The organism is Aeoliella sp. (assembly GCF_965227375.1).
GTDB lineage: Bacteria > Planctomycetota > Planctomycetia > Pirellulales > Lacipirellulaceae > Aeoliella.
This window is the reverse complement of the sequence record NZ_CBDDFX010000002.1, coordinates 2,622,487-2,648,653: the sequence shown is the minus strand read 5'-3', so window position 1 is coordinate 2,648,653 and position 26,167 is coordinate 2,622,487. Positions and strand designations below refer to the sequence as shown.

Genomic DNA, 26,167 nt, shown 5'->3' with positions numbered 1-26,167 from the left:
CAGAGAGTGTTCTGCTGGACAGCGGCCGTGCTGCTATGCGTTTCCCCCGCCCGCGCGGTGGATGACGTTGCGGGATCGCTATTCACGCTCACCAACACGTCCACCGCGCCGAACGGCGTATGGAGTTGGTTCGAGGACGAGCGCGCTATTGTCGACAACAGCGATCCGGGCAACCCGCGATTGCTCGTCAGCTCTGTTTCCGCTGGCTCCGCCCCCGAGAACGGCGACATCGATCTGTTGTGGCGAGACCTGAACACTGGCGTGCAGGGTTCGTATGAGTTGCACAACCAGCTTCAGCAGGACGATCACAATTCGGCTGCGCTCTACATTCGGCCAGATGGTCGCTATCTGGCGATGTACTCCGAGCACGGGTCCGACCCGCTCACGCGCTGGCGAATCTCGACCAATCCACACGACGCGACAAGCTGGGGGCCAGAACAAACGCTCAACAACGGCGCCGGGACCACTTACAACAACACGTATTATTTGCCGGACGACAACAATGGAGCTGGTCGCACGTACAACTTCACCAGGACCGTCAACTACGATCCGAACGTGCAGATCTCCAACGACCACGGCACCACGTGGACGAACGCTGGCAAGTTACTCACGGAAGGTGGGGGAGGGGACCGACCTTACCTGCGTTACGCATCGGACGGCAAGAAGATTCATTTCATCGCCACCGAGCGCCATCCGCGCAACTACCAGAACAGCGTCTATCACGGCTACGTTCAGGACGGCGTGCTGTACAACAGCGACGGAACCACCATCGATGGCGATCTGTTCGACGCCAATGGTGTCGCGCCATCGTCGCTCTCGCGGGTGTTCGAGAACGGGTCGCAGTTCGATGGTGTCACCATGAATCGCGCCTGGACCATCAACCTGGAGATCGACAACACAGGCAACCCCGTCGGCATTCTCTCCGCTCGCGTCAACGACAGCAATCAAGACCATCGGTTCTTCTACGCACGCTTCGACGGAGCGAACTGGCAAGTCAACGAGATGGCCAAGGCGGGCGCTTTCCTCTACTCGGCGGAATCCGACTATACAGGGCTGGCGTCCGTCGACCCCAGCAATCCCAATGTCGTGTACATGTCGTCGACGATCGATCCACGAGACGAGTCGAGCACCGACAAGTACGAGTTGTACGAAGGATTTACCAGCGACTTTGGCAAGTCGTGGACCTGGACGCCAATTACGGAGAACTCCACCATCGACAACCTTCGCCCGGTGGTACCCGAGTGGAACGGTCAGAACACGGCCGTCACCTGGATGCGGGGCAACTACAACAGCTATACCAACTGGGATACCGAAATCGTCGGTCTGTCGTTTGCAGCAACGGATCCCAAGTCCCTGCTATGGCGCGGCGACGCCACGAATCCCACCGCCTGGGACCAGGGCGTCACGGCCAATTGGGACAGCGGCGGCGGGACGGTCGAAGTGTACAGCGACGGAGATGAAGTCGCGTTCGACGACTCGGCAAGTTCTTACGAGGTGCACCTCGCCGCGCCGCTCGCTCCAATGGGCGTTGCGTTTAGCAACTCCAGTGCGAGCTACACCGTGACCGGCGCGGGCATTGCGGGCTCCGGCAATCTGCGGGTCATCGGGGGTGGCAACGTTGCCATCGCTGGTGGCAATCACACGTACACCGGCGAAACTCAGATTGTCCGCGGCACGCTCGCCCTGTCCGGCGCGGCGCAGCTTTCCGGCACTCCGTCCATCCAAGTCGGGCGGCAAGGCACCCTGGACACCACGGCGGCCGCTGGCGGAGCGTACTCGCTGAATGGTCAGGAACTGACGATCCAGGGCAGCGTGAATGGGAACCTGGTCGCCACAAACAACTCCTCCGTCGAGTTGAGCTCCAACGCATCCTTCCAAGGCAGCCTCACCGCCAGCAACTCGACGGTTGCCGGAGCGGGAACCATCGCTGGCGCCCTCAACGCCCAGCCCGGAACGGTCATCCAAGTGGGGCAGGGTGGTTTGACCGTCATACCGGGAGGTGGAGCGGCGAACCTCGTTGACGACTTCGAGAGCTATTCGGTCGGCAACGCGCACCCCGCTGGCAGTAGCGCGTTCGAACTGAACGGTGGCCCATGGACAACGAATAACGATGCCGGAACTGGGTTGGTGGCCATCCAAGACAATGGCTCCACGCAACACCTTGCGGTTGGCTGGGGCGCGGGGCAGCGTGGCGCAACCCGGACCGCACCAACCATCGCCAATGGGGAATCGGGCACGTACTACTTCCGAATCCGCACCGACGACGCGTCTCCCGACGTGTCCTATGGTTTGTCGGACGTTGCCTCCGGCGACAGCTTCTCATACGGCGAATACGAGGTGCAAGTCGCATTGGTTAACAACGGTGGACCCACGCTGGGCGCACGCAACGGCGGCACCTTCCAGCAACTCGTCACCGGCCTCGACGCAAACACCTGGTACGACATCTGGCTAGTGGTCGACAACGACTCGGATACCTACGATGCCTACTACTCGACAGGCGGCGACCCGAATGGCATTGCTACGGCCATCAAGTTTGCCGACGACTTCGCCTTCCGAAACGGCCCCTCGGACAACGACCTGGTCACCTTCATGACGTTGTCCAATAACCACGCCGATTTGAACGCCTACGTCGACGATATCTCGTACAGCCAGCTTCCACCTGGGCCTACCGTGATCACAGGTAGTGCCACGCTCACGGTCGATGGCGACTACACGCAGAGTGCGAGTGCGATCCTTGCCCTGGACATCGGCACGAGCGAAGTGCACGACAGGCTCGTTGTTAACGGAGTTGCCAGTCTGGCTGGTACACTGCAGGTAACCTTGGCGGAAGGAAGTCCCGCTCCCGTGCCTGGCGACGACTTTGATCTCTTGGACTTTCAGTCCGCCCTGGGGGACTTCGACACTTACGAGTTGCCACAACTGGGGGCCGGACTTCGCTGGGATGTTTCCAGTCTTCCATTGGACGGAACGATTTCCGTCGCGATGCGTCTCGAAGGCGACTTCAATGGCGACGGACTCGTGAACCTCGCTGACTTCACCGTGTGGCGAAACCACCTGGGCGCCACGGAGGACGCCGCCGTGCTCTCTGGCAACGGCACCCAAGACAACTTGGTAGACGCCGCCGACTACTTGCTGTGGCGATCCAACTTCGGTAAGTCGATGTCCGGAGATGGGCTAGAACAGATCACCGCTGTACCAGAACCCTCCTCGGTGTACCTGCTGGCGATGGTTGTCGCTTCGCTGCTGAAGCGATTGTGAGTCGCGATCCGACCTATCCGGTTGCTATGTGTCGTTTACGTGCGTTCGTTCAATCATCGCGTTCAATTCATCGATTGCTGCTACGAGTTCTTGCTCGTCGAAGACGAGAAAAGCCAGTGAGAAGGGTATCGTATTGGCGTCGAGGTGCAGTGCTTCGAGTTTATATCGGTTCTTTGGTTTGTCTGCACCTCGAATTATGCCCGGATTAGTCACGTCTACAGCGATGAAGGCTAAGCGTTCCTCCTCGTCCTTCAGAAGCCTAATGCTTCGTATGTGACCAATCGGAGTCTCTACGCCATGTCTTGGGGCTCGTATGCCCGAGGAGTCAATAGTCAGTATGCTGCGTGGATCAAAGCGGGCGACAGCAAATACTGCGGCAAAAACGGTACCGATACCAACCAGCCACCAACCGTTAATAACGGCTGGGAAGTCACGAATGGCAGCCTCATATCGCTCATACACATACAGTTCAAGCGTAAGGCCGCTGAGAATTATAACGAAACCGAGTACAGCGAATGCCGTCAAGCAGCCGGTTGCGATTCTCAAGTTCACGGTGTGAGGCGAATTTTGCATCTGTGTTCGGAAGCGAGAAAGGACGTTGGCCCAGCCTGCGTCACATACCTTGGTTATAAAATGGTCACCATGCAATCGAAACTGGTTTCAAGCTGCCCATTTTAACAATTGGTTTGTTCCAAGAAGTGTTCGCCCGGGGCGAATAAATCGGGTGCTGAACAGCGAACGCGTATGAGCGGGGTTTTCCCGCTATTTGGCCGGGGCCCTCCGGCTGCTAGCGCGAATCGAGTTTGGTAGCCTGATTTCTCTCATTTTGGAGCCGTCACATGCCCACCACGATGCATCGTCAGCCAGTTGCTCGATCTCGAACGCGCCCGGTGCGGCCTTCGATTCTCGACCCGGCGACCAGCGAACCGTTTACGCTCGAACAACAGCTCGAGCCGTTCGGGCATTGGGTTGGCGAGCCGATTTGGGTGCCGCCGAAGGATCAAAACGCGGCCCTCGCCGAGACGATGATCCGCCAGACGCGGCCGTTTGCCTCGCAGGAAACTCGGTGGGATGCGGTGGAAGCCAAGCATCGGCAGGAGTTCACTCAGGTTCGCGAGATCGACTTGCTGGCGCCTTCGATCCGACTGCCCAAGGGCCGTTTCCTGGTGAGTGTTACCGAGCAGAAGGACTTCGATACGATTGAAGACACCGTGCCCGCGTGTGTGCAGACGCGGCTCGAGGAGTTTCTCGCCGGGCCGGGGCAGCGGCGGGGCGTGAAGGTTTACTACCTCAAGCCGCTGTGCGTGGAGTCGGGCGACGAGTTAATTCTCACCACCCGCGAAGATCTGAATCGGGCGATCGAGAAGATCCAAGCCGAAGTGTTTGCCGAGTACCGCCGCCAGGCCGTGTTCCAACGTACGACGCACGCAATCGCGTCGGTGGGCAATGCCGCACTGGCCCTGCCACGGCTGGTCGTGAACCACTACGTCCAACGCCGGCAGAAGCAGATCGACGCGCTGCAAGCGAGGCTGGAGTTCAAACGTCGCAAGACCGCCATGGGCGCCGCGCGCACCTACCAGAAGTGCCGCACGACGCCTTGCACGTTCGACGACATGCTCGAATTGACCAACCCGCTCGACCGCCGGGAGGTGATCGATCAGTACTGCATCGAGCAAGAACTGTCGCGGGCCAAACGCCAGCAACTACTGGAAATGGCGGCTGGCGCGGTGCCATGGTTCGTCGCGTTGTCGCTCACCGTGTCGTACCTCACGTCGCTGGGTCTCTACCTTTCGACACCGGTGCTGGTGTGCGACCCGGCGTTCGTCGCCGAAATGCCTGACGCGCCCGGCGTGCTGCTCAAGATTGGTCACTTCGACGAAGTTGGCGGAGTGATGCACGTGGAAATCTAGCGGCACCTTGGCGAATTCTATTCCCCTCAAAATCCCGGCTGTAAAAAAATCGCCGTAGAATCCGCTCTCGGATTTGATCTAATGAGGAAGGCTGCTTCGCAGTTGGCGGGGGGCGGTATGCGCAGTCGGCTGGGTGCCGGCTGCGGTGAGGTGACTCGCTGGCCGCACGTTCCTGTTGAATCACTGTTGGCGGGTTTTGTCCTCCCGTAAAACTACCAGGGACAAAACTCCGCGGGCGTCCCGGTGGGGTGGTTGTAGTAACTCGCTGTCGCAAAACGACTTACGTCAGCGGGTGGGTATTTCCGTGGCCGGGGTTTTGGTACCACGGATCGAAATCGGGGAACTACTCAGGGTGGGCGAAACCGTAAGCCGCTGGCAAGTAACGACTTATGAAAGTGGGCAAATGCAGTAATGGACCAGGTGGACCAAAACGTCTTGTGGGCTAGTCGTCGAGAGTGGGGCGGCGTCCATTCACGCGGGCATGCTGCGGTTCTCAACTGGAAGGGGAGTTTTCTTCTTCAAACCTCCAGAACTGTTGCATGTGAAAGAACATGAACGAAGCTGTCCAGGCGATGAGGATCGCGCCGGTCAGGCCTTCGAACGCGGTCAACATCCGCATGGCGCGCGACACGGGCACCACGTAGCCGAAGCCAATCGAGGTATAGACGACCAGCGAATAGTAGTTGCAGTTAAAGGTGTCGGGAGTCGAACCGTGCAGGTCCGATCCCTGGTTTACGAATTCAATCAGTTGAAACCCCAATCCGAAAAGGACTACCTCCATTGCGTGGGCTGCCATGCAGCCGAGCACCAGCAGGCAAGCGCGGAAGCGATTGGAGTACCACCGTTTCTGTTTTCGCGACATCCGCGTGAGCAGTCGCAACGTTTCGTAGTGAATCGAAACGCAGTTCACGACCAACCCGCAGGCTAGCAAGATCGAGAAGAATAGCATCTTCCATTCCTTTCCAGTGGCGGCCACAAGTCCCAGCAGCTAAACCTGCTGGCTGAGGGGGCGTTGCCGATTGTTCCTGCGCGTCCGCTCGCCTGTGCGGCCAGCACGCCCAGTATACAAATCGTTGACCAGGATTCACGACAGCCTTTTCGAATGCGTGACGCGCAGGACAAGCGCAGAGGGACATTCATGAACACGAATTACACTCCACCGGAAGAACTTCGCAAGTTGCTTTCCTTGCTGCGCGAGGGGAACCTCACGCCTGCCGATTCCCAACGTTTGGACGAGTTGCTCGCCGATCCCCAAGCACGGCAGTACTATGTGCAGTACACGCACCTATGCGCCGACTTGCAGTGGATGTCGTCCGAGGAAGCTCAGCAACAGGTGCTGGACCAACTCGGCATCGCACAAGGTACGCCCGCCGACGCGGCCCCCTCGGTTAACCGCCGACCCAAGGAGCAGCCGGCCGCACGGGAATGGAGCCGTTGGACCATCGCGGCCGCGCTGATGCTCAGCGCCAGTGTTGCGGCGGTGCTCGGTGCGCTGGGCGCGCGCCATTGGATGGATGGCGGTTCGCAGCCAGCCCAACAAGTGGCCCAGCAGCAGCCGCAGGACTTCTCGCCCAATGAGAACAGTCCCATCGAGAGCGGCGACAGCGATGTCGTCGCGTGGATCACCCGCAAGGTCGACTGCGTTCGTAGCGACGAACGATGGGCGGTGGAGTCTTCCTCGAAGCTACGGCTCGGACAGACACTGGAGATCGATAGCGGTCTTATCGAATTCCAGTACAAGACTGGCGTGCGCGTGATCCTGCAAGGGCCCGCCCGCTATACCACCGACCAACCTAACGGCGGCTACCTGCATTTCGGCACACTTTCGGCCGACGTTCCGGATGGAGCGGAGGGGTTCGCCGTTAATGCGCCCGAGACTCGGCTCGTCGATCATGGCACTTCGTTCGGCCTGCGGGTGGAAGAGCTGGGCGATGCCGAAGTGCACGTGTTCGACGGAGAAGTAACGGTCGAACGTCTCGACGAACAAGGCAAACCTCGCACCAAACCGGTGAGCCTGCTAGAGGATCAAACGGTGCGGTACGACCGTAAGGCTGCTGAACCTCAGTCGTTGGCCGCGCCCACCGAGGCCTTCAGTCGGTCGTTGGAGCAGGTTGGCGAGTCGTTCACGATGCCGGACCTGCAAGTACATCGCTCGCTCGCCCTGTGGCTAGCGGCCGACTGCAACGTTCGCAAAGGACCACGCAACGAAGGTGATCGCTTCTTGGCGGCCAGCGCGTGGGGAGACATCTTGGTAGGTGACAATCAGAAAGCGGAAAACGCCTGGCAGGTGAAGAACTTTGCCAAGCCGCTGTGGATAGCCAATGGCCTGAACGGGAAGCCATGCTTGAGGTTCGACGGAATCTCCACGGGCATGAATGTCTCGCCGCTTGAAACGCAGGAGGACCTGACGATCTTCATGGTCTTCGATTCTCACGGTTCGCCCTATGGCCAAAGCCCACTGCCGGAGAGAACCAGTCGGGCTCAACTGTTCCAACTCGTGGGCTCGCCGACGGTGCTAGTCGAACAGCTGCATGGTAGCAATGAGCTGCGAACGCGGTTGTCGTTCGGAGCTGGTGCGGCAGGTCAACCTACGAACTGTGGGCTGATCACCGCTCCGGCACCAGCGGAAGACGAACCGGTGTCGTTGTGTTATCGCTATGCTCACTCCGAAAACGCAGCCGAACTGTTCGTTAATGGTAGCAGCCAGGGTAAGGCGGATGCCCAGCAGCCGGCCAGCGCCAAAGTCGAACCCTATATTGGTTGTCACAACGTTCCGCATGTCTGGAAGTTCTGCGGCGATATTGCCGAGGTGATTGTCTACAATTCCGCGCTCTCGCAAGACGAGCGGACGAAGGTGCAGCAGTACCTGAACGATAAGTACGCATTGTAGATGCGGATCTGACGTATCCGCACGCGTGCCATGTGAACACTGTGATTTCGGATGAGCGTGATTCTCCTTCAAGACTAAATATGTGCTACAAGCGAAGCATAAAACGATCTTGCATTGCCGCGTGTGGTCTGTTGCTTGCCATGACTGCCTTCGCGGGTGCGCCTGCTTGGGGGCAAAATCCCAACGGTGCTCAACCCTATGAGTTGCTTCAGTCGGAGAGGCCTTTGTTGAGCGTGGGAGACAAGGCTCCTCCGTTTGCAGTTGCCGAATGCCTCGTTGGTGATACGCCCAAGTTCGGCGACTCCAATGTGATCGTCGTCGAGTTTTGGGCCACTTGGTGCCAGCCGTACGTGCAACAGATGGCACGGCGTACCGAGCTTCAGCAGCGCTACAAAGACCGCGTCCAGATCATCGCCATCACGGCGGAACCCAAGCAGACGCTCCAGCGGTTTCTGGAGAGTGAGGGGGACTACGGACAAAGGCGGGAGAGTGTGTTCGACTTTGCTGTGGCGATCGACAACAACAGCGTGACGTCCAACCGCTACGTTCGCGGCAGCGGAGCACCGCGCGTGCCAGTTTCGTTCATCATCGGCCAAGACGGCCGGATCGAGTGGATGGGAGATCCGGCTGGATTGCCTGTGGTGCTGGCATCCGTGCTCGAGGGCAACTGGAACCGCGACGCCTATCGTTTGACGCTGGCGCGAGAGCGCAAGATGATTCAGCAAGTAGCCAAAGATCGGCAGAAGATCGAAAAAGCAGCGCGGGAGAAAGACTGGGATACGGCATTCGAAATCCTGGACACGATCATTGCCGATCGCCCCGGGATGCCGGAACCCAAGATGGTCAAAGCAAGTTACCTACGCCGAGCGGGTTTGAAAGATCGTGCCGTGGTGCTTATGGAGGAGGTAGTGGATGAATGTTGGGACGATCATCCCAGGCTTGCGATGTCAGCTGCCTACATTTCAGAGCACGTTCTACCCGGCGACGCGACACTCGCAGTCAGCGCGGCGAAACGCGCCTGCGATCTACGGCCGGAGGACGCCGAGTACTGGTCGGTTCTCGCCCGCGCGGAGCAACTCTCGGGGGACCTTGAAGCGGCTCTTGTGTCCCAGCGCAAAGCGCTTTCGCTCGATCCCGGCTCACGTAGACGTGCGGAGCAGCTCGTGGTTCTTGAGGAACTGTCGCGCCAATAGTTGTGAGGCGCTAGTTGCACACCGGTTTTGGAGTTCTTGAGTACCGGTTTTTGTGTTCGCGACTTGTTCCTTCCCTGTGATTGCGGTGAAGCCGTGGCCGCTGATTGCCACAGAGCTTGCGATCACATTTCTTTTTGCTAAGGTGCAGGACTGTCGTCCCTTGGCCAGGTGTTTTGCATCGCGAGATCCGAGTATCCACTAGTGCAGTCGTTTCTTCTCTTGCTTGGCGTCTTCGCTTGCTCGACGTCGGTGCTGTGGATCAAGCAGTCGCACATTGACCCGTTCTTGCTCACTGCCTTGCGGCTCTCGATTGCCGCAGTCGTGTTGACGCCACTTTTCATTCGCGACTTTCGCAAGCACCGCGATACGCTGACTCGGCAGCACTTTATCACTCCGCTGATTCCGGGAGTCGTGCTGGCGATTCACTTCTTTGGTTGGATCGTGGGAGCGCGACTCACCACGTCGGTTAACGCCATCTTGTTGGTGAACCTCGCACCGGTGGCGATGCCGTTTTTGCTCTATTGGTTGGCCAGCGAGAAGATAAACCGCACAGAGTTGGCCGCGACAGGGATCACCCTCGCTGGTTTGATGTTGTTGTTTTTTGCCGATTTCCATCTGAGCGCCGACCATTTCCGTGGCGATGTTATTTGCCTGGCCGCCATGGTGTTGTTGGCGGTCTACCTGGCGCTGGCCCGCCGGTACCGACAGCATCCAACCATCTGGCTGTACGTGGTTCCGTTGTACTACTACGCGGCGGCAATCGCGTTTGCTGCTGTTCCATTTGTGGCGAGCGATGCCGAGGTCGATTGGGCTCGCGAATTGCCATTAGTGCTTGCCTTGGCGCTCATCCCAACAGTGATTGGTCATTCGCTGTTGAGCAACGCCATGCGATACATCCGCGGGCAGGTCGTCAGCCTGGCTAGCATGATGCAGTTTGCCTTTGCGGGCGTGCTGGGGTACTACATTCTGGGCGAGTCGCCACCCAACTGGACCTTCTACCCCGCTTGCGCGCTGTTCCTCACCGCCGGCGCCATGGTGGTATTCAGCCGCACGCCGGCTCCTGTTGCAGCCCCAAGCGCTGCAGCGACGAAAGCCTAGATAGTTTGTAGGTTGCTCAGTTGGTTGAACTCCAACTGGAGCGGGTTATGCTAATATCAGGTGACGGCAAGGAGCTTTCGCCTCTCTCGTCCTGCTACTTGTCTATGTTGGGAGGGAAGAAGATGAAGGTGCTTATTCCCGTGTGTGGCCTTTGGTTCTTAATTGCCGGCGTGGGTGATGCTGGAGTCGTCTACTCTGTCGACGACGGATCGGCAGAGGTTGTTCGTGGAGGTTTTGATGGGGCAGATGGGTTCATCGGCAATCTCTTCACAGCAAAGACAGGCGGCAGCGTGATAACAGCTATCGCGGTGGCCTGGGGGTCGCCAAACAATCCTGGCCACGCACCGGTTGGCACTCCGATTGAAGTTCTCTTGTACGACGACCCCAACAACGACGGGGTGTTGGATGACTTGGTGTTGCTCACGTCAGAATCTGGAACCATTACCAATCCCGATAGCAATACATTCGTCGAGTATCCAATCACCCCCACTGAAGTCGCCGGCAACTTCCTGGCCGCGGCACTGGTTCGAAATCTATCCGCAGGTCCCACGCCGATTTCAACAGACCAATCGATGTTCCAGGGCGCAACCTATACACTTCTTACGCCCAACATCGACACTAGCAACCTGGAACCGAACTTCTCGTTTCCTGGTGTCGATGGGAACGCTATGGTTCGCGCAACCGGCGTACCAGAGCCAAGTTTGCTTCTGCACTTTGCAGTGGCAAGTGCATTAGGATTGGCCGGCCTGATTCGCCTGTCGCCTCGAAGGGGGAGTAGACGGGGCTGACAACTAACTCTTTCACAGACCAAACTGGCCACCGCACGTCCGCTCCGTATCCGAAAACAGGGCCCATTTTCCCCTGACGACCGCCACGAATTCTCTTAGAGTGAAAGACTCGCGGGAATGCAGGCCCGCACACGGTATGTTCGGTCACTAAGACAATGGATGAAGAGATGAGCGTCGTTCCGCAGGACCAACGCGAGCAATACCACGAAGAGGGTTTCATGATCCTGCCGGGGGTGATCCCGCAGGACATGCTCGAGATGTTACGCGAGGAGTGTTCGTACTTCTTGGGCTACTTCGACTCCATCATGGACGCCAAGGGAGTGGAGGTCGACAATCTGTGCCACCGTGGCAAGCGGTACTTCATCAACAACCGCTATCGGCTCAGTCGGCGGATGTGGAAGTTTCTGTTTAGTCCCTTGATGGCCGAGGTGGCGCAGGCGGCGCTTGGGCCGGACGTGTATCTGTTCCATGAACAGTGGGTGGTCAAAGGCGCCGAGCAGGGGATGAAGTTCGGCTGGCACCAGGACAGCGGTTACGTCAAGCACTACGAAAAAGGCGCGAACCACAAGCCGTACGTTACCGTGTGGTGCACGCTCGACGACGTGAGCGAAGAAAACGGAACCGTGTACCTACTGCCGCACTCGCGTGGCGGTACCAAGGATTGCCTGCTGGAACACACGCTCGAATCGGGCACCAACGACGTGATTGGCTACGATGGCGACGACCCGGGCGATCCGGTTATCGTGCCGGCCGGCAGTGTTGTGGCGTTCACGAGTTACAACCTGCACCGAAGCGGTGCGAACCAGACTAACCGCATGCGACGCGTTTACCTGCCACAGTACAGTTGCGAGCCGATCCGCCGCCCCGACGGCAAGCCCTGGGCGATGGCTACGCCATTCCTTACGGACGGACAGAACGTGTACGACCACATGGAAGACTCGGCGGCAAAGTACGGCCCTTTCCCCGAGTAGCAATTCACGCGACTATCCATCGGCAGTGGCGAGCGTATGACATTGGCTTCCCAGAGCGACTTCTCGCAGCAAGGCCAGCGACTCGTCTGGCGACAGCGCGGGCAAACTCTGTGGATCGAACCTTGGGGGCGGGATTGTTTGCGAGTCCGCTCGACCATTGCTGCGGAGATGCCGCGGCGCGACTGGACGTTGCTCGATCCGGCCGAGACCAAAGCCGAAATCTACTTAGGCGTCGACGAATCTCGCATCACCAATGGCGGACTCTCGGCTGCGGTCGATTCTCGCGGACGCGTGCGGTTCTTTAGAAACGGTGCGACCGAGCCACTACTGGAAGAAATCGCCTACCGTACGAACCATCCGCCTTCGCGAACGTTCAAGTCCGTCGGCGGCGATCTGTTGCATGCCACGGCTAGCTTCACCGCGTGGGAAGACGAACGCATCTACGGCCTTGGGCAGCGGCGGCATGGCCTGCTCGACCAGAAGGGCTGCGTACTGGAGCTTACGCATCGCAATTCCGAAGTTTCGATTCCGTTCATGGTTTCCAGCCGCGGGTATGGCCTCTTGTGGAACAATCCAGCGGTGGGGCGGGTGGAACTCGGCCGCACTCGCACGCGTTGGGTGGCCGAGGCCACGCGGGCGATCGACTACGTGGTGATGGCCGGCGACAGTTATGCCGAGGTGCTCGAGCGATACGCCAACCTGACCGGCCATCCGCCTGAGTTGCCGGAGTGGGCGGCCGGTTTTTGGCAATGCAAGCTGCGATACAAGACGCAGGAGGAATTGCTGGAAGTCGCCCGCGAGCATAAGCGTCGGGGCTTGCCGCTGTCGGTGATCGTGTCCGACTACTTCCATTGGACCAAGATGGGCGACTGGAAGTTCGATCCCGAGTGCTGGCCCGATCCCGAGGCCATGGTTCACGAACTCGACGAGCTAGGCGTGCGGTTGATGGTGTCGATCTGGCCCACCGTGAACCCGGATAGCGAAAACTTTACCGAACTCGCCCGCCGCGGCTTGCTGGTCGAGACCGAGCAGGGGCTCAACCGCTTGGTCGACTTCACCGATTCGGGCGTGGATCACACGGTCACCTCGGCGCTGCTCGATGTAACGAATCCCGAGGCTCGAGAGTTCCTTTGGGACAAAGTGCGCGAGAACTACTTTCGGTATGGTATCCGTATCTGGTGGCTCGATGCGATCGAGCCGGAGATGAGCACTTACGACCACGGCAACCTCCGCTACCACCTCGGCAACGGTCAAGAAGTCGCTGGAATGTATCCCTTCGAGCAGCAGCGTGCCTTCTTCGAGGGGATGCAGAGCGAGGGCGAAACGGAGATCGTTACGCTAGGTCGCGCGGCGTTCGCCGGCAGCCAGCGACTCGGCGCCGCGCTCTGGTCGGGCGACATCCACTCCACTTGGGACGACCTCCGCCAGCAAGTGCGTGCGGGACTGAACACGGCGATGAGCGGCATCCCATGGTGGACAACCGACATCGGCGGCTTCTTCGGTGGGCAAGTCGAGGACGAGGGCTTTCGCGAACTGTTGGTCCGTTGGTTCCAGTACGGAACGTTCTGCCCGCTATTTCGACTGCATGGGTGGCGTAACAGTTCGCTGGATCACCCCGAATCGAGCGATCCCACCCAAGGCGGCCCGAACGAAGTATGGAGCTATGGCGAACGGGCGTACGAAATTCTGCGCGAATACCTGATGTTCCGCGAACGCCTCCGCCCCTACATCATGGAGCAAATGAAGCAGGCCTCGCTAACGGGGTGCCCGCTGATGCGGCCGCTGTTGTTCGACTTTGCCGACGACGAGCAAGCCGTAACGTGCGACGATCAGTTCCTATTCGGGCCTGTTTTGTTGGTTGCCCCGGTGCTCGAATCGGGGGCGAACACTCGCTCGGTTTACCTGCCAGCCGGCGCCGAATGGACCAACGCGTGGACCAGCGAGACGCATCCCGGTGGCCAACGGATAGTAGTCGCTGCGCCGCTCGAGCGAATCCCCCTTTTCCTCCGCGATGGATCGCAACTTCCCATCCAATAGGTTGGAGAGTGATGAGATACCAAGTCCCTTTCTTGCTCGTGGCAGTGCTCTGCCTCTTCATGCCCCGTGCATTATCCTTCGGTCCGTACGAAGCCTATTTGCATTCTGGCAAGCCGACGCATGTAGGGCTGTTGGCGATTGTTGAGCCGGGTAAGGAGGCTGAGTTTCAACAAGCGGTTCGCGATTGCCAGTCCGCCGAAGTCCGCGCACGTCTCGAAACTGCTGGCATCGGCAGCATGCAGTTCTTCACGCGTGAGATCGAAGGCAAGCAGTACGCGGTGGCCTATTTCAGTTTCAACGGCGACAACCAGTATCTTGAAGCCGCCAAGGCATTTGAAGCGGCCACCGAGTCGATTGACTGGAAAGATTCAACTTCTTCGCACCGCCGGGCTCAGACCTATGGCCGGCGGTGGCTGCAGATGGAGTGGATCAACTTCATTCGCGGCCTCGATGTCGACCGTGAGCCGACGAGCACACTGATGATTGGCACCACCGTGAAGCCGGAAAAGGAAAGCGAGTACCGCACTCTGCACCAGACCGTGTGGCCCGGCGTGGTCGATCAGGTGGTGAGGGGCAACAACCGCAATTTGAGTGTGTTCATGGTGGAGCTGAACGACAAACTGGTCGAGTTCTTGTACCTGGAGTATATGGGCAACAACCAGGCAGCCGACGATCGGGCTAGCAAGCAGGACCCCATCAGCCAGCGATGGTGGAAACTGACCGACGCCTGCCAGCAGCCTTTTCCCGATGCAACCGAAGGCATTTGGGCGCCGCTAAGCAAAGTGAATGACAACTAGACTCCTCCTGGCATTCGAGTCGCCCAGCCTTTGGGTTGCTTACTACGACTCACCTCCTCTATGCACTACGTTCCCCCTATCTTGGCCTTTGCGAGCGGCGACCTAGATATGTCGTGGCTTGACCTGGCGGTGTTCTTCACGTACATCGTCGTGCTGCTGGTGATTGGTGGGGTGGTTAGCTATCGCCGGCGGGGGAGCGAAGATCTATTCCTGGGCGGACGTTCGATGGGCTGGGCCAATGTGGGCTTCTCGATCTTCGGCACCAACATTGGGCCTACGTTCTTGATCGCTGTATGTGGCGCGGGTTACACCACCGGCATGGTGGCGGCCAACTTTGAGTGGATGGCGTGGGTGTTTCTGCTGCTGTTGGGCATGGTGTTTGTGCCGTTCTACATGAAGACGGGCATTTCAACGATGCCCGCCTTTCTGAACAAGCGATTCGGGCGGAAGTGCTACACCTTCATGTCGTTCTACGCCTTGTTCAGCACCGTAGTGCTCTGGATTGGCGGCACCCTGTTTGCCGGCGGTGCGCTACTCGAACAACTGCTCGGTTGGGACATCGCCATTTGCATCTGGCTGCTTGCGGTGCTGGCCACCAGCTTCACGATTGCCGGCGGGCTGGCGGCGGTGATGGTGACCGACTCGTTTCAATCGGTGTTGATGATTGTTGGGGCGTCGATCTTGTCCATCATCGCCCTGTCGCATGTTGGCGGCTTCGATGCTTTGCGCCAGATTGAGGTCACCAAGGTCCCCGCCGAACAAACCTGGCAACTGCTTCGCCCCGCTGGCGACGCAACACCATGGTACGCGTTTTTGCTCGGCTATCCGGTCCTATCGCTCTGGTTCTGGTGCTCCGACCAGACCATCGTGCAGCGGGTGTTGGGTGCGCGCGACCTGCGGCAAGGGCAGGGGGGCACGCTATTCTGCGGATTCTTAAAGATCCTGCCGCCGTTCATCTTTCTCGTGCCGGGCATCTGCGCCGCCAAGACGCTGCCGGGCATTGACGACGATAAGCAAGTATTCCTCCTGCTCGTCAACGAATACCTCGACTACGGCCTTAAGGGCCTGATCGTCTCGGTTCTGGTAGCAGCCGTGGTGTCGACGCTGAACTCCGGGCTCAACTCGTTCAGTACCATTTATACGCTCGATATTCATCAGCGATGGCTCTCGCGCAACCACTCGCAGCATCACGCCAAGCTGGTGGGCCGCATTACCACCTTGCTTTCCGGTTTGATGGCGGTAGGGATCGCCTTTTATTTGAGGCATACGCAGGAGTCGGGCGACCTGAATCTGTTTGACCTGTTCCAATCGATTATTGGCTACATGGCGCCGCCAATTTCAGCGGTCTTCGTGCTCGGCATTTTCTGGAGGCGGGCAACGGCCGCTGCCGCGTTAACCACTTTGGTGCTTGGCAGTGCGATTTGCCTAGCGGTGGGGATCGCCAACCTGAGCGACTTTGACTCGCTGCTATCGGTCGGCGAGGCGACCACACCTGTTGCCCAACTGGTGATCCGTTTCTGTAGCCTTCACTTTCTCACGCAGTCCTTTGTGTTGTTTGCCGTGCTGGTGGTGTTAATGGTTGCCGTGTCGCTCGCCACGGTGCATAGTGAAACTGAGACACCACTTCCCTCGCTGGCCGAGGCCTACGCCACGCAGCACGGTTTGGGCGGCGCGGGCATAGTCGGGTGGGGAATGTTGGCTGTGATCATGGTTAGTTTGTATTGCTTCTTTCAGTTTGTCATGTAGGTCGCCGTGTTCACTCGATTGCCAATGCGTACCGCCTTGCTGCTAGCAGCTGTGGCTGCAGTGGGTAGTAACTGCCCACCTTGTGCCATGGCCGAGGTGCAGTTGTGGGTCTCGCCCGACGGATCCGACACTAGCGACGGCACTCGCGAGCGCCCGTTCGCCTCGCCGGAGGCCGCGCTTCGCGGCGCGAGGGAGATGCGACGACTCAAGAGTCCTGAGATCGCCGACGGAGTTCGAATCATCCTGCGCGGTGGGGTGTATCGATTGACCAGCCCACTTTGCGTCCGTCCGGAAGATTCCGGTACGCCCGATGGTCGTTTGGTATTCGAGGCCGCGCCCGAGGAGTTCCCCGTGCTCAGTGGCGGAGTGGTTCTATCGGATTGGCGGCGAGTGACTGAGGCTCCGCCGGGTTTGTCAGAAACAGCGCAGGGGCACGTATGGGTTGCCGACGTACCAGAGTTTCATGGCCGTGCGCTCGAGTTTCGCCAATTGTGGGTGGACAATCAGAAAGCCACCCGCGCCCGTGAACCCGACGCACCGACGATGGCCCGCCTCACCGCTTGGAAACGCGATGACCGGGTGGCGGGCATTCGCCGGTCTCTCGCAGGGCCGTATCACAACGCCGATGATCTGGAGATGACGCTGCTACAGATGTGGGAGGTTGCCAACCTCCGCATCAAGTCGTTGGTTAATGACGCAAATCAGTCTCTCGCCGGCTTCCACCAGCCAGAGAGTCGATTGGAGTTCGAGCATCCTTGGCCGCCACCGGTAATGGAACCTGAAGGTGCGCCGTTCTTTCTCTCTGGTGCGCTCGAGCTACTCGATCAGCCGGGTGAGTGGCACTTGGACCGCAGGGCTGGCCGAGTCTACTACTGGCCGCGAGGTGGAGAAGACTTGCAGCAGGATGAGGTGGTTGTGCCCGCCCTGGAGAGTTTGGTGGAGGTTGCTGGCTCAGTGGACCGACCTGTCAGCCACGTGGCGTTTCGCGGTATCGGTTTCCAGCACACCACATGGCTACGTCCGTCGCGCCAGGGGCACGTTCCGCTGCAGGCCGGTTTGTACTTGACCGAGGCCTACAAGCTGCGGCCCAAGGGCACGCCCGAGTGGCGCAGCCTCGACAACCAAGCTTGGATCGGCCGGCCGCCGGCTGCAGTACTGGTGGAAGGGGCGAATCACATTGTCTTCGATCGCTGTCGATTCGAACACCTTGCGTCGGCGGGACTCGATCTTCGCTGGGCGACGCACGGCGATCTGGTTCAAGGATGCACGTTCCAAGACATCGGCGGCAACGGCTTGCAACTTGGTTCGTTCCAGGAGGGAGCCATTGAAACGCACCTGGCCTACGATCCAAGCGACGAGCGCGTGATTTGCCAACGCGAGAAGATTACAAACAACCTGGTGACCGACTGCGGCACTGAGGATTGGGGCTGCGTCGGCATTTGCATCGGTTACGGGCGGGAGGTGGTCGTTGAGCACAACGAGGTGTGCAATCTGTCGTATACCGGGATCAGCCTCGGTTGGGGATGGACCCGCGACGCGAACGCCATGCGAAACAACCGCGTGGCGGCCAATCACATTCACCATATCGCCACCCGCATGTCGGATACCGCCGGCGTTTATACGCTTTCGGCACAGCCGGGAACGGTGATCGAAGAGAACTACATCCACAGCATCAAGATGAGCCCCTACGTGCACGACGCGGAGCACTGGTTCTATCTGTACTTGGACGAAGGATCGTCGGACATCACCGTGCGCAATAACTGGTGCCCTGCCGAGCGATTCCTCTCCAACGCGGTTGGCCCGGGGAACGTGTGGGAAAACAACGGCCCGACTGTCTCCGAGTCGGTGCAGCAGCGTGCAGGCCTAGAAAGCGAATATCGTGACTTGCTGCAGCACGCCCAACGCGCGTCCAGCGACTGATTGAAACTTGGGTAACTGCTCGACAGAAACTGCGTATGATGGACTCTACAATGCGATCAACTGCTGTCTTGTTTGTGCTCGCTGCCACGGTGGCCTCATTGTGCGCTGGCGAGGAGACCAACCGCGTCTACCTGTCCGGACGCGACAAAGATCACACGGTCGACTGGCAGTTCTACTGTACCTCGGGCCGGAACTCGGGCGAGTGGTCGACGATACCTGTTCCGTCGCAGTGGGAACTGCAAGGATTTGGCACGCTCAACTACAAGAAGGATGTCGGTGAGGCTGCCAACGAGCGTGGGCTCTACAAGCATCGCTTCGGTGCCGATGCTAGTTGGCAAGGCAAGCGTGTATTGCTAGTGTTCGAAGGCGTGATGACCGACGCCGCGGCGAAGCTCAACGGGCAGACTGTCGGACCCACTCACCAAGGAGGTTACTACCGGTTCTCTCACGAGATCACCGACTTGCTGCGACTAGGCGAAGAGAACCTGCTGGAAGTCGACGTGGCCAAGCACTCCGCAAATGCATCTGTTAACAAGGCCGAGCGGCTGGCTGACTACTGGGTGTTTGGTGGCATCTACCGGCCGGTTTATCTGGAGGTCGTTCCGAGCGAGTTCATCGAACGAGTGGCAATCGACGCTCGTGCCGATGGCTCGTTCGCGGCCGAGGTGCCCATCAATGCTTCCGAGAACGCTGCGCTACGTGTGGAAGCACAAGTCTATACGCTCGCAGGCGAGGCGGTGGGAGACGCGTTCGTTGCCGCATACACGGCGGACGGGCCCACACGGGTAGCGGGGAAAGTCGGGTCGCCAAAGCTGTGGTCGGCGGAGAAGCCAAACTTGTACGAAGCGCGGTTTCGCCTACTGCGGGGAGACGAAGTGGTGCATGAAGTTTCTCAACGCTTCGGTTTCCGCACGGTTGAAGTTCGTCGCGACGATGGAATCTACGTCAACGGAAATCGCGTTGTCCTCAAGGGCGTTAATCGCCATTCGACCTGGCCGGATTCAGGGCGATGCCTTAGCAAGAAGGTCCATCGACTGGACATCAAGACGATCAAGGCGATGAACATGAACGCGGTACGGATGTCGCACTATCCGCCGGATACCGAGTTTCTCGACCTCTGCGACGAATTGGGATTGTACGTACTCGACGAGTTAGGCGGCTGGCACTGGGCGTACGATACGCACGTGGGGCGGAAGCTGGTGGAAGAGATGGTGACTCGCGATGTGAATCATCCATCGGTGATCTTCTGGGACAACGGGAACGAGGGAGGATACAACCTCTCGCTCGACGAAGTGTTCGGTTGGTACGATCCGCAGCAACGCGAGGTGCTGCATCCGTGGGAGGCATACAAGAAAACTAACACGGCTCACTACTTGGAGTACGAGCGGGCGATCGTCGCCAGTCGCGGTGCGCCTACCCGGCACGGAACTGGAGAGGAGTACCAAGAGTGGGAAGACGTGAACGACCCCAATAAGTATATCTACATGCCAACCGAAATGTTGCACGGACTGTACGACGGCGGATCGGGCGCGGGCTTGGAAGACTACTGGAGCATGATGCGCCAGAGCCCGGTTCTCGGCGGGGCGTTCCTGTGGAACCTGTTCGACGAGGGCATCCGGCGCCCCGATGGCACGGTCGACTGCTCGGGCAACCAGGCGCCCGACGGGATCGTGGGGCCCTACCGCGAGCGCGAGGCCAGCTTCTACACCATTCAGCAGCTATGGTCGCCCATTCAACTGCAGCTCGCCGATGGTCATCGCTTGGCGATCCAAAACGACTACAGCTTCACCAATGCAGACGAATGTCCGCTCACGTGGCAGCTGCGAAGACTCCCTCGGCCAGAGGATCGAACTGCTGGATTCGAAGTGCTTGCATCGGGAAAAATGTCCTTGCCAACAATCTCGCCGGGGGAAGCAGGTGAGCTTCTGCTCGACCTTCCAGGCGAATCTACTTCGGCCGACGCCCTGGCGGTGCGGGTGGACGATCCCAGTGGCCGTGAACTCTGGACTTGGGTGTGGCCAGTGCATGAGTCGAAGCCGCAGGACTACATTCGCTCGGATAGGAACGCTTCGGCAAAGGTGAAGGTCGTGGGTGGGCAAGTTGTCGTCACAACTGGCGACCTTCTCGTCCGTTTCAACAAGCAGAACGGTATGTTGGCAAATGTCTCCCGTGCCGGGGTAGCTTTCTCGTTCAAGGATGGTCCGGTGGCGACCACAGGTGAATCACAACTGCAGTCGTTGTCGCATTCCGTCGCCGGAGGCGTGGCAACGATCAAAGCGGCGTACTCCGGTGCGCTGCAAAGTGTGACTTGGACCGTTCGCAGCGATGGCTGGATCGACTGCGAGTATGCGTACTCAGCAAAGGGCCCACTGGAGTACTGTGGCGTAACGTTTGACTATCCCGAATCGCAAGTGAAATCAAAGCGGTGGTTGGGAGATGGACCATTTCGCGTGTGGAAGAATCGTCGCGCTGGCGTGACGTTGGGTGTCTGGGAGAACGACTATAACGACACCATCACTGGCTACTCCGGTTGGGAGTATCCGGAATTCAAGGGTTGCTTTGCCAATGTGCATTGGATGCAATTGCAAACCACCGAAGGGCGGGTGACGATGGTACCGCACCAACGTGACATCTTCGTCCAAGTGTTGCTGCCTTCTCAGGCCCCTGAGGAGATGCGGGGGAAGACCAGCTTCACCCTGCCTGAGTGCGGGGTCGCTCTGCTCAACGCCATTCCTCCCGTGGGCAGCAAGTTCAAGCCGGCCGACTCCACCGGGCCGATGGGGCAGTTGGCGGAGGCTAAGGGACGATACGAAGGCAAAGTGAGCTTCTTCTTCGATGCTTCTTCACCATGACGGGTAGCTACGCCATGCTGAATTCATAACTGCCAGAGGCAACTTCGAATACGGCATACCTACCGTCGTGGCCCAGTGAGTGAATCCATTCGGAGCTGTCCACTGGCTGACCACTCTCCAGCACCTGGACCTCCGGACCACACGGGACTTGTACCGTGGCCTGTGTGTTGGCGGGGATCGTAACAAACAGCATCAAGCGCTCGCCAGACAGTTCCCAGCGGCTTTCGATCACCCCATGTATCGACCGATACTTAGCGCTGGCCTGCCGCAGACCGCCCGTAGGGTAAGGTTTGATGACGAAGCGTTTGAATGCCGAGAATTCCGTGTCGAGTTCGATGCCCGCCAGGTGCCGATACAACCACTCGCCTACCGAACCGAGGGAGTAGTGGTTGAATGAGTTCATCTGGGGATTGAAGAACCCTTCTTCCGCGGTCCAGCCGTTCCAGCGTTCCCAAATCGTGGTGGCGCCGTGCACCACTGGGTAGAGCCAAGACGGGTAGTCCTCGCTCACTAGGAGCCGCCCAGCAACATCGGCGTGGCCGGTGAGCGTGAGCACTGGATTCAGTTCTTTGATGCCGATGAATCCGGTGCTCAGGTGCCAGCCTTCCTTTTCGATCAAGGCGACCAATTGCGTAGCGGCAGGCTCTCGAGCTTCCTCAGGCAGCAAGTTGAACGCCAGGGCGAGCAAGTAGGCCGTTTGCGTTTCGACCGCGAGACGCCCGTCATCTGCGAGCCACTTCCCCTGAAACGCGTCGCGGACGCGGGCTTCCATCGCCTCGAAGCGATCTGCTTCCGCATGGCGATCGAGAACGCGCGCCAATTGTGCCAACAAGGCCGCGTCGTGAGCCCAGTAGGCTGTCGCCAGTAGGGTTTTCATCTCGGAATGCGTGCGAAAGGTGGTGTCGGCGGGAATGCACAGCCAGTCGCCGTAGTTGTTTCCCAAATGGTTGCAGCGGATTCCGTCGGGATTGGTCGATTCGAGCCAGTCGATCCATCGCACCATCGAATCCCAATGCCGCTCGACGATGCGGCGGTCGCCATACACCCGCCACATGGTCCAAGGCACGATCACCCCGCGTCCGCCCATCCGGCCGCGCCGCCGAGTCCATCGAGCCCAATGAAGTTATCGCCCTCGTTCAAGCGCGGTGCGACGTCAGGAAAAATGCCATCGACGTCCTGCGAGTCGGCGATATCTGTCATCCACTTGGTGAAGAACGCGGCCACGTCCATGTTGTAGGTCGCGGTCCGCATGAAGATCTGCGCATCGCCCATCCACCCCAAGCGCTCGTCACGCTGCGGACAGTCGGTGGGGACCGAAAGGAAGTTGCCCTTCTGCCCCCACAGCGCGTTCTTCCACAGGCGGTTCACCAGCGGGTGCGAGCATTCGAACTCGCCGGCCGGTGGTGTGTCGGACATCACCACGCAGCCGCGCACCTGGTCGAGCGGAAGCGGCTCGGGCAGTCCGGTGATCTCCAAGTACTGAAAACCGTGGAATGTGAAACTCGGCTGCCAAACTTCGGTGCCGCTTCCGTTTAGTATGTAAACATCGGTAGCGGTGGCGCGGCGGAGGTTCTCCGTATAGAGCGTGCCGTCGGGATTGAGCCGCTCGGCGTGTCGCAATTGAACCCGCGTGCCGGCGGGGCCGCTGAGCGTCAACTCGACCCAGCCCGCGAAGTTCTGCCCAAAGTCGTATACGGTTCCTCCGCCTTCGACCTGGTGCGCTGAGATGGGCTCCAGCGTCTCGACTATTCGAACTGGCTCGCTCCGCTGTGCAACCAAAGGCAAGGGCTGTTCCGTTTGGACCTGTTGATTGTTAGAGAACCCGAACTCAGGAATGCGGACGCGTGGCGGATCGGCTTGGAGGACGTCGAGCCATTGGGAGTCGTCTAACCCGGCGGAATCCCAGCCTGGCTGTTCACGACGAGCGTCGTAGGTCTCGCCCATCATGAAATCGCTCTCGAGAATCGGCCCTGTATCGCATTTCCATGAAGTATCGGTGGGCACCAGCAGCAGCTCGCCGTTTTCCAGCTCAATTTCCAGTTGCATTAGCAGGCTGTTTTCGAGCGTGCCATACTGCCCGCGCGTCTCTTGCCAACCGATGTACCCGCTCCACCACCCATCTCCTAGCGTCGCTGCGAGTGCGTTCTCGCCTTCGCGGACCTGTTCGGTCACGTCGAACGTGCGGTAGTGCAAACGCTTGTGGTAGTCGGTCCACTCGGGCAGGAACTTGTCGGGCGTCACTTCCTCTCCGTTTAACCGCGGGATGATAAGCCCGCGAGCGGTTGCGTAGAGCGTAGCGCGGCGAACACCACTGGGAACTGCGAACGGCTTGCGAAACAAGGTCGGCGTGCCAGGCTGCAGTTCCGTTGGCTGGTTAGCTTCGGCGTCGCGGTCGATCACTTCTGGATTGGCCTTGATCCAGGTGGCTTGCCAGTCAGTCGCTTCGAGCAAGCCAATCGTCCACAGCGCAGACGCGCTTGTCAGTTCGCTGTCCGAGTCGTCCCAAATCGTCACTTGCCAATGACACACCATCCGAGAGGTGAGCGGCGCACCGCTGTACTCGACGTGCGTGGACTGATCGCTTTCCACTCGCCCACTATCCCACAGGTCAGCCTCGCCAGCGGAGAGAGTCTCGGCGGAACTTGCCACCGTCACACGATAGGCAACTTGCCGGGCGCCGCGCCTTCGGGACTCCAAGAGCCAACTTAGCCGAGGTCGTAGTTCATCGATGCCTAGCGGGTTCTCGAGGTATTCGCATCGCAGGTGGGTCACGCGGGATGGGGTGCTCATCAAGCTTCAGTCGAATGGTAGTTGATCGTGCGGATTATTCGCCAAGCGGTTGTGATTTGATCCAGAACACGGCGGACCCAAACCACATGAGCATGCCGAGCACCATGAGCAGGTTGTAGGTCCCGTGGCTAATCGCGCCGGTAAGTACGGAGACTCCGGAAGCGACGGATACTACCAGTCCTAAAATGGCGATGAACTTGAGCACGGACGAAAGTGGGCCTGTCATACTTGGCTCTCCATGTTGTAGTCTTCGCGCGAGGTCATTTGCTGCAATAGACTGCAGATGGTGTATAGTGACACAGCGATCACCCAAGCGGGTAGCACTTGCAGGAACATGTCGGCTTTGTATCCTGCGAGAAATCCGGGGAGGAAGCTGTTCAGCCACTCAAATGCCTGGTATTGATCTTTGGCGTACAATAGGAAGCAGATGGCGAATGAGCCCAGCCAACCCACAGCGGCTGGCCAACTCCAGAGCAGCCGCTTGCGTTCTGCGAAGTACGGAGTCAAGCCGAGCCGGGGAAACACCCAGTAGTCGATGAAGATGAACGCTCCCAGCGGCATAAAGAACAAGCCGTAGTAGGCCACGATGCGATCCAGATAGTGGATCACCGCAGGAATGCATGCGGCAACGATCATGATCGCGCCAGCGAAGAGTGTCACCGCCCAACGTCGCCAGTTGGGCGTCGCGACCTGAAACGCGAGTCCAGCGCGGTATAGAGTTGGGTTCGCTGTGGTCCACCCGGCGAGCACGACGCACACCAGTCCCGCGTACCCGGCGGAGAACATGGCAATGTTGCCGGGATTGACGTTCGGCTCAGCCACGCCTGCTGAGATCTCCGCGTATTTGAACGCGGCGCACATAATGCCCGAGCAGATCCACGCCATGTAGTGCCCCAGAAACATGCCAAAGGCGGAGCTAAACCCCATCTGCCACTTTTTGGCATAGCGAAAGATCGTAACGTCGCCCATGCCCATATGCTGGGAGATGTTGCACAGCCAAGCGAGGCCCACGCAGTGCCAGAATCCGTAGTGGATCTCGCCTTCTTCCGGCACGCCGGTCCAAATCTTGTCGTTGGCAACGCGCCAGAAATCGCTTGGTCCTTCGACTCCTAGTGAAGCCAGGGATGCCAGTCCGCCTGCGAGAAACACGCACGGCATCCACGGCGCAGCGACTTTTGCAAAGTGAGCCAGTTGCTCGAAACCCAGTACGGCCAACAGGGCAACAATGACGCCTACCCCCACGGCGATGCCAATCCAGGGAAGTGATGGGACGTACTCGTTCTCCACGAAATTGGGACTCTCGACGCCAGCCACGTTTGCCACTGCCGTGGTTGAGACATTCACCATCGCTCCTGCCAGCAGGCAGAGAATGACCGCGAACAAGCCCGAGTACAGCACGGTAAGATACGGTCCCGCGATGCGGCGAATTTGCCAATACACTGTCAGCCGTTCGCGTACCGCGATCGGCGCACACATGAGCACCCAACTCAACACCGCCAGCACGTTGCCGACCGCCAAGCCGACGAACACGTCATAAGCAGTCACGCCATGCAGGACAAGCAACGGGCCGAGGACGAATTCGGTTCCTGCAATGTGCTCACTGGAAAACATGGCGATAAACGTCCGCCAACCGTATAGCTTGTCTTCGCTTACGGGTTCTCGATCGAACTCGTACAGTGCATCAAGGCGCTCGACTATAGAAGAGTGCTCAGAGTTGGGCATGAACAGAGTCCTTCCGTCACGACCGCTAACTCAAGAATGGGCCGCCGGAATGCGTAAAAGGAGGTTTGAATCACGTAGCCTCTTGGAATAGGATCAATTGCTAGGTGATCGGCGGATCTAGTCTCTCGTATTGTATGTCATTTCTGTGAACTACTATGAACTGCTTACTTTGGAACAGATGCTTGTGTTGCTTCA

At 59.0% G+C, this 26,167-nt stretch carries 17 protein-coding genes and 1 pseudogene; 12 read left to right on the top strand and 6 right to left on the bottom strand.

The features are described from left to right. Positions 1 to 27 precede the first annotated feature (27 nt). Complete coding sequence (locus tag ACQK2L_RS23340; protein ID WP_425399457.1) at positions 28 to 3,258, top strand: BNR-4 repeat-containing protein; 3,231 nt, start codon at positions 28 to 30, stop codon at positions 3,256 to 3,258. 24 nt (positions 3,259 to 3,282) lie between these two features. Here the strand turns inward: ACQK2L_RS23340 and ACQK2L_RS23335 are convergent, their stop codons facing one another. Beyond that, complete coding sequence (locus ACQK2L_RS23335) at positions 3,283 to 3,804, bottom strand: hypothetical protein (RefSeq protein ID WP_425399456.1); 522 nt, start codon at positions 3,802 to 3,804, stop codon at positions 3,283 to 3,285. Between the two features lie 293 nt (positions 3,805 to 4,097). Here ACQK2L_RS23335 and ACQK2L_RS23330 point away from each other — a divergent pair, with 293 nt between their 5' ends. Further along, positions 4,098 to 5,168, top strand: coding sequence for a hypothetical protein (locus ACQK2L_RS23330; RefSeq protein ID WP_425399455.1), 1,071 nt, complete (start codon positions 4,098 to 4,100; stop codon positions 5,166 to 5,168). Positions 5,169 to 5,661: 493 nt separating this feature from the next. On the opposite strand, the gene ACQK2L_RS23325 is transcribed toward ACQK2L_RS23330, so the two are convergent. Then, positions 5,662 to 6,117, bottom strand: coding sequence for a potassium channel family protein (locus ACQK2L_RS23325; protein ID WP_425399454.1), 456 nt, complete (start codon positions 6,115 to 6,117; stop codon positions 5,662 to 5,664). Between the two features lie 189 nt (positions 6,118 to 6,306). Between ACQK2L_RS23325 and ACQK2L_RS23320 the strand changes: the two genes are divergently transcribed. The 10 genes from ACQK2L_RS23320 to ACQK2L_RS23275 all read left to right on the top strand — a co-directional run bounded on the left by ACQK2L_RS23320 (position 6,307) and on the right by ACQK2L_RS23275 (position 21,460). Further along, a complete protein-coding gene (locus tag ACQK2L_RS23320) occupies positions 6,307 to 8,058 on the top strand; it encodes a hypothetical protein (protein WP_425399453.1) in 1,752 nt (583 codons plus the stop codon). A 233-nt stretch (positions 8,059 to 8,291) separates the two neighbouring features. Then, positions 8,292 to 9,251: a redoxin domain-containing protein gene (locus ACQK2L_RS23315; RefSeq protein WP_425401121.1), complete on the top strand. Its 960-nt coding sequence runs from the start codon at positions 8,292 to 8,294 to the stop codon at positions 9,249 to 9,251. 201 nt (positions 9,252 to 9,452) lie between these two features. Then, a complete protein-coding gene (locus ACQK2L_RS23310; protein ID WP_425399452.1) occupies positions 9,453 to 10,349 on the top strand; it encodes a DMT family transporter in 897 nt (298 codons plus the stop codon). A 122-nt stretch (positions 10,350 to 10,471) separates the two neighbouring features. After that, entirely contained in the window at positions 10,472 to 11,137 is a 666-nt protein-coding gene (locus tag ACQK2L_RS23305; RefSeq protein ID WP_425399451.1) for a hypothetical protein, read from the top strand. Positions 11,138 to 11,304: 167 nt separating this feature from the next. Further along, a complete protein-coding gene (locus ACQK2L_RS23300; protein WP_425399450.1) occupies positions 11,305 to 12,108 on the top strand; it encodes a phytanoyl-CoA dioxygenase family protein in 804 nt (267 codons plus the stop codon). A gap of 36 nt (positions 12,109 to 12,144) precedes the next feature. Further along, complete coding sequence (locus ACQK2L_RS23295; protein ID WP_425399449.1) at positions 12,145 to 14,145, top strand: glycoside hydrolase family 31 protein; 2,001 nt, start codon at positions 12,145 to 12,147, stop codon at positions 14,143 to 14,145. 11 nt (positions 14,146 to 14,156) lie between these two features. Beyond that, entirely contained in the window at positions 14,157 to 14,942 is a 786-nt protein-coding gene (locus ACQK2L_RS23290) for an L-rhamnose mutarotase (RefSeq protein ID WP_425399448.1), read from the top strand. Positions 14,943 to 15,050: 108 nt separating this feature from the next. Then, entirely contained in the window at positions 15,051 to 16,688 is a 1,638-nt protein-coding gene (locus ACQK2L_RS23285; protein ID WP_425399447.1) for a sodium:solute symporter family transporter, read from the top strand. 87 nt (positions 16,689 to 16,775) lie between these two features. Continuing rightward, a complete protein-coding gene (locus ACQK2L_RS23280; RefSeq protein ID WP_425399446.1) occupies positions 16,776 to 18,608 on the top strand; it encodes a right-handed parallel beta-helix repeat-containing protein in 1,833 nt (610 codons plus the stop codon). A gap of 50 nt (positions 18,609 to 18,658) precedes the next feature. Beyond that, a complete protein-coding gene (locus ACQK2L_RS23275) occupies positions 18,659 to 21,460 on the top strand; it encodes a glycoside hydrolase family 2 TIM barrel-domain containing protein (RefSeq protein ID WP_425399445.1) in 2,802 nt (933 codons plus the stop codon). Positions 21,461 to 21,467: 7 nt separating this feature from the next. Here ACQK2L_RS23275 and ACQK2L_RS23270 read toward each other — a convergent pair whose 3' ends face one another. From ACQK2L_RS23270 to ACQK2L_RS23255, 4 genes and pseudogenes are all read right to left on the bottom strand, one after another. Beyond that, positions 21,468 to 21,863, bottom strand: coding sequence for an alpha-L-rhamnosidase C-terminal domain-containing protein (locus tag ACQK2L_RS23270; protein ID WP_425401120.1), 396 nt, complete (start codon positions 21,861 to 21,863; stop codon positions 21,468 to 21,470). Continuing rightward, positions 21,864 to 23,992, bottom strand: a pseudogene (locus ACQK2L_RS23265) (family 78 glycoside hydrolase catalytic domain); the annotation flags it as partial. Positions 23,993 to 24,284: 292 nt separating this feature from the next. Continuing rightward, positions 24,285 to 24,476, bottom strand: a complete 192-nt coding sequence (locus tag ACQK2L_RS23260) for a hypothetical protein (protein WP_425399444.1) — start codon at positions 24,474 to 24,476, stop codon at positions 24,285 to 24,287. Continuing rightward, on the bottom strand, positions 24,473 to 25,972 hold the full coding sequence (locus ACQK2L_RS23255) for a purine-cytosine permease family protein (RefSeq protein WP_425399443.1): 1,500 nt from the start codon (positions 25,970 to 25,972) through the stop codon (positions 24,473 to 24,475). Before ACQK2L_RS23255 ends, ACQK2L_RS23260 begins: the two co-directional genes overlap by 4 nt. Positions 25,973 to 26,167 lie beyond the last annotated feature (195 nt).

Bases quoted from the DNA above. Each gene is read 5' to 3' on its own strand.
- ACQK2L_RS23330 (WP_425399455.1), top strand. From the start codon at position 4,098: ATGCCCACCACGATGCATCGTCAGCCAGTTGCTCGATCTCGAACGCGC.
- ACQK2L_RS23325 (WP_425399454.1), bottom strand. From the start codon at position 6,117: ATGCTATTCTTCTCGATCTTGCTAGCCTGCGGGTTGGTCGTGAACTGC.
- ACQK2L_RS23320 (WP_425399453.1), top strand. From the start codon at position 6,307: ATGAACACGAATTACACTCCACCGGAAGAACTTCGCAAGTTGCTTTCC.
- ACQK2L_RS23305 (WP_425399451.1), top strand. From the start codon at position 10,472: ATGAAGGTGCTTATTCCCGTGTGTGGCCTTTGGTTCTTAATTGCCGGC.
- ACQK2L_RS23300 (WP_425399450.1), top strand. From the start codon at position 11,305: ATGAGCGTCGTTCCGCAGGACCAACGCGAGCAATACCACGAAGAGGGT.
- ACQK2L_RS23295 (WP_425399449.1), top strand. From the start codon at position 12,145: ATGACATTGGCTTCCCAGAGCGACTTCTCGCAGCAAGGCCAGCGACTC.
- ACQK2L_RS23290 (WP_425399448.1), top strand. From the start codon at position 14,157: ATGAGATACCAAGTCCCTTTCTTGCTCGTGGCAGTGCTCTGCCTCTTC.
- ACQK2L_RS23285 (WP_425399447.1), top strand. From the start codon at position 15,051: ATGTCGTGGCTTGACCTGGCGGTGTTCTTCACGTACATCGTCGTGCTG.
- ACQK2L_RS23280 (WP_425399446.1), top strand. From the start codon at position 16,776: ATGGCCGAGGTGCAGTTGTGGGTCTCGCCCGACGGATCCGACACTAGC.
- ACQK2L_RS23275 (WP_425399445.1), top strand. From the start codon at position 18,659: ATGCGATCAACTGCTGTCTTGTTTGTGCTCGCTGCCACGGTGGCCTCA.
- ACQK2L_RS23270 (WP_425401120.1), bottom strand. From the start codon at position 21,863: ATGAACTCATTCAACCACTACTCCCTCGGTTCGGTAGGCGAGTGGTTG.
- ACQK2L_RS23260 (WP_425399444.1), bottom strand. From the start codon at position 24,476: ATGACAGGCCCACTTTCGTCCGTGCTCAAGTTCATCGCCATTTTAGGA.
- ACQK2L_RS23255 (WP_425399443.1), bottom strand. From the start codon at position 25,972: ATGCCCAACTCTGAGCACTCTTCTATAGTCGAGCGCCTTGATGCACTG.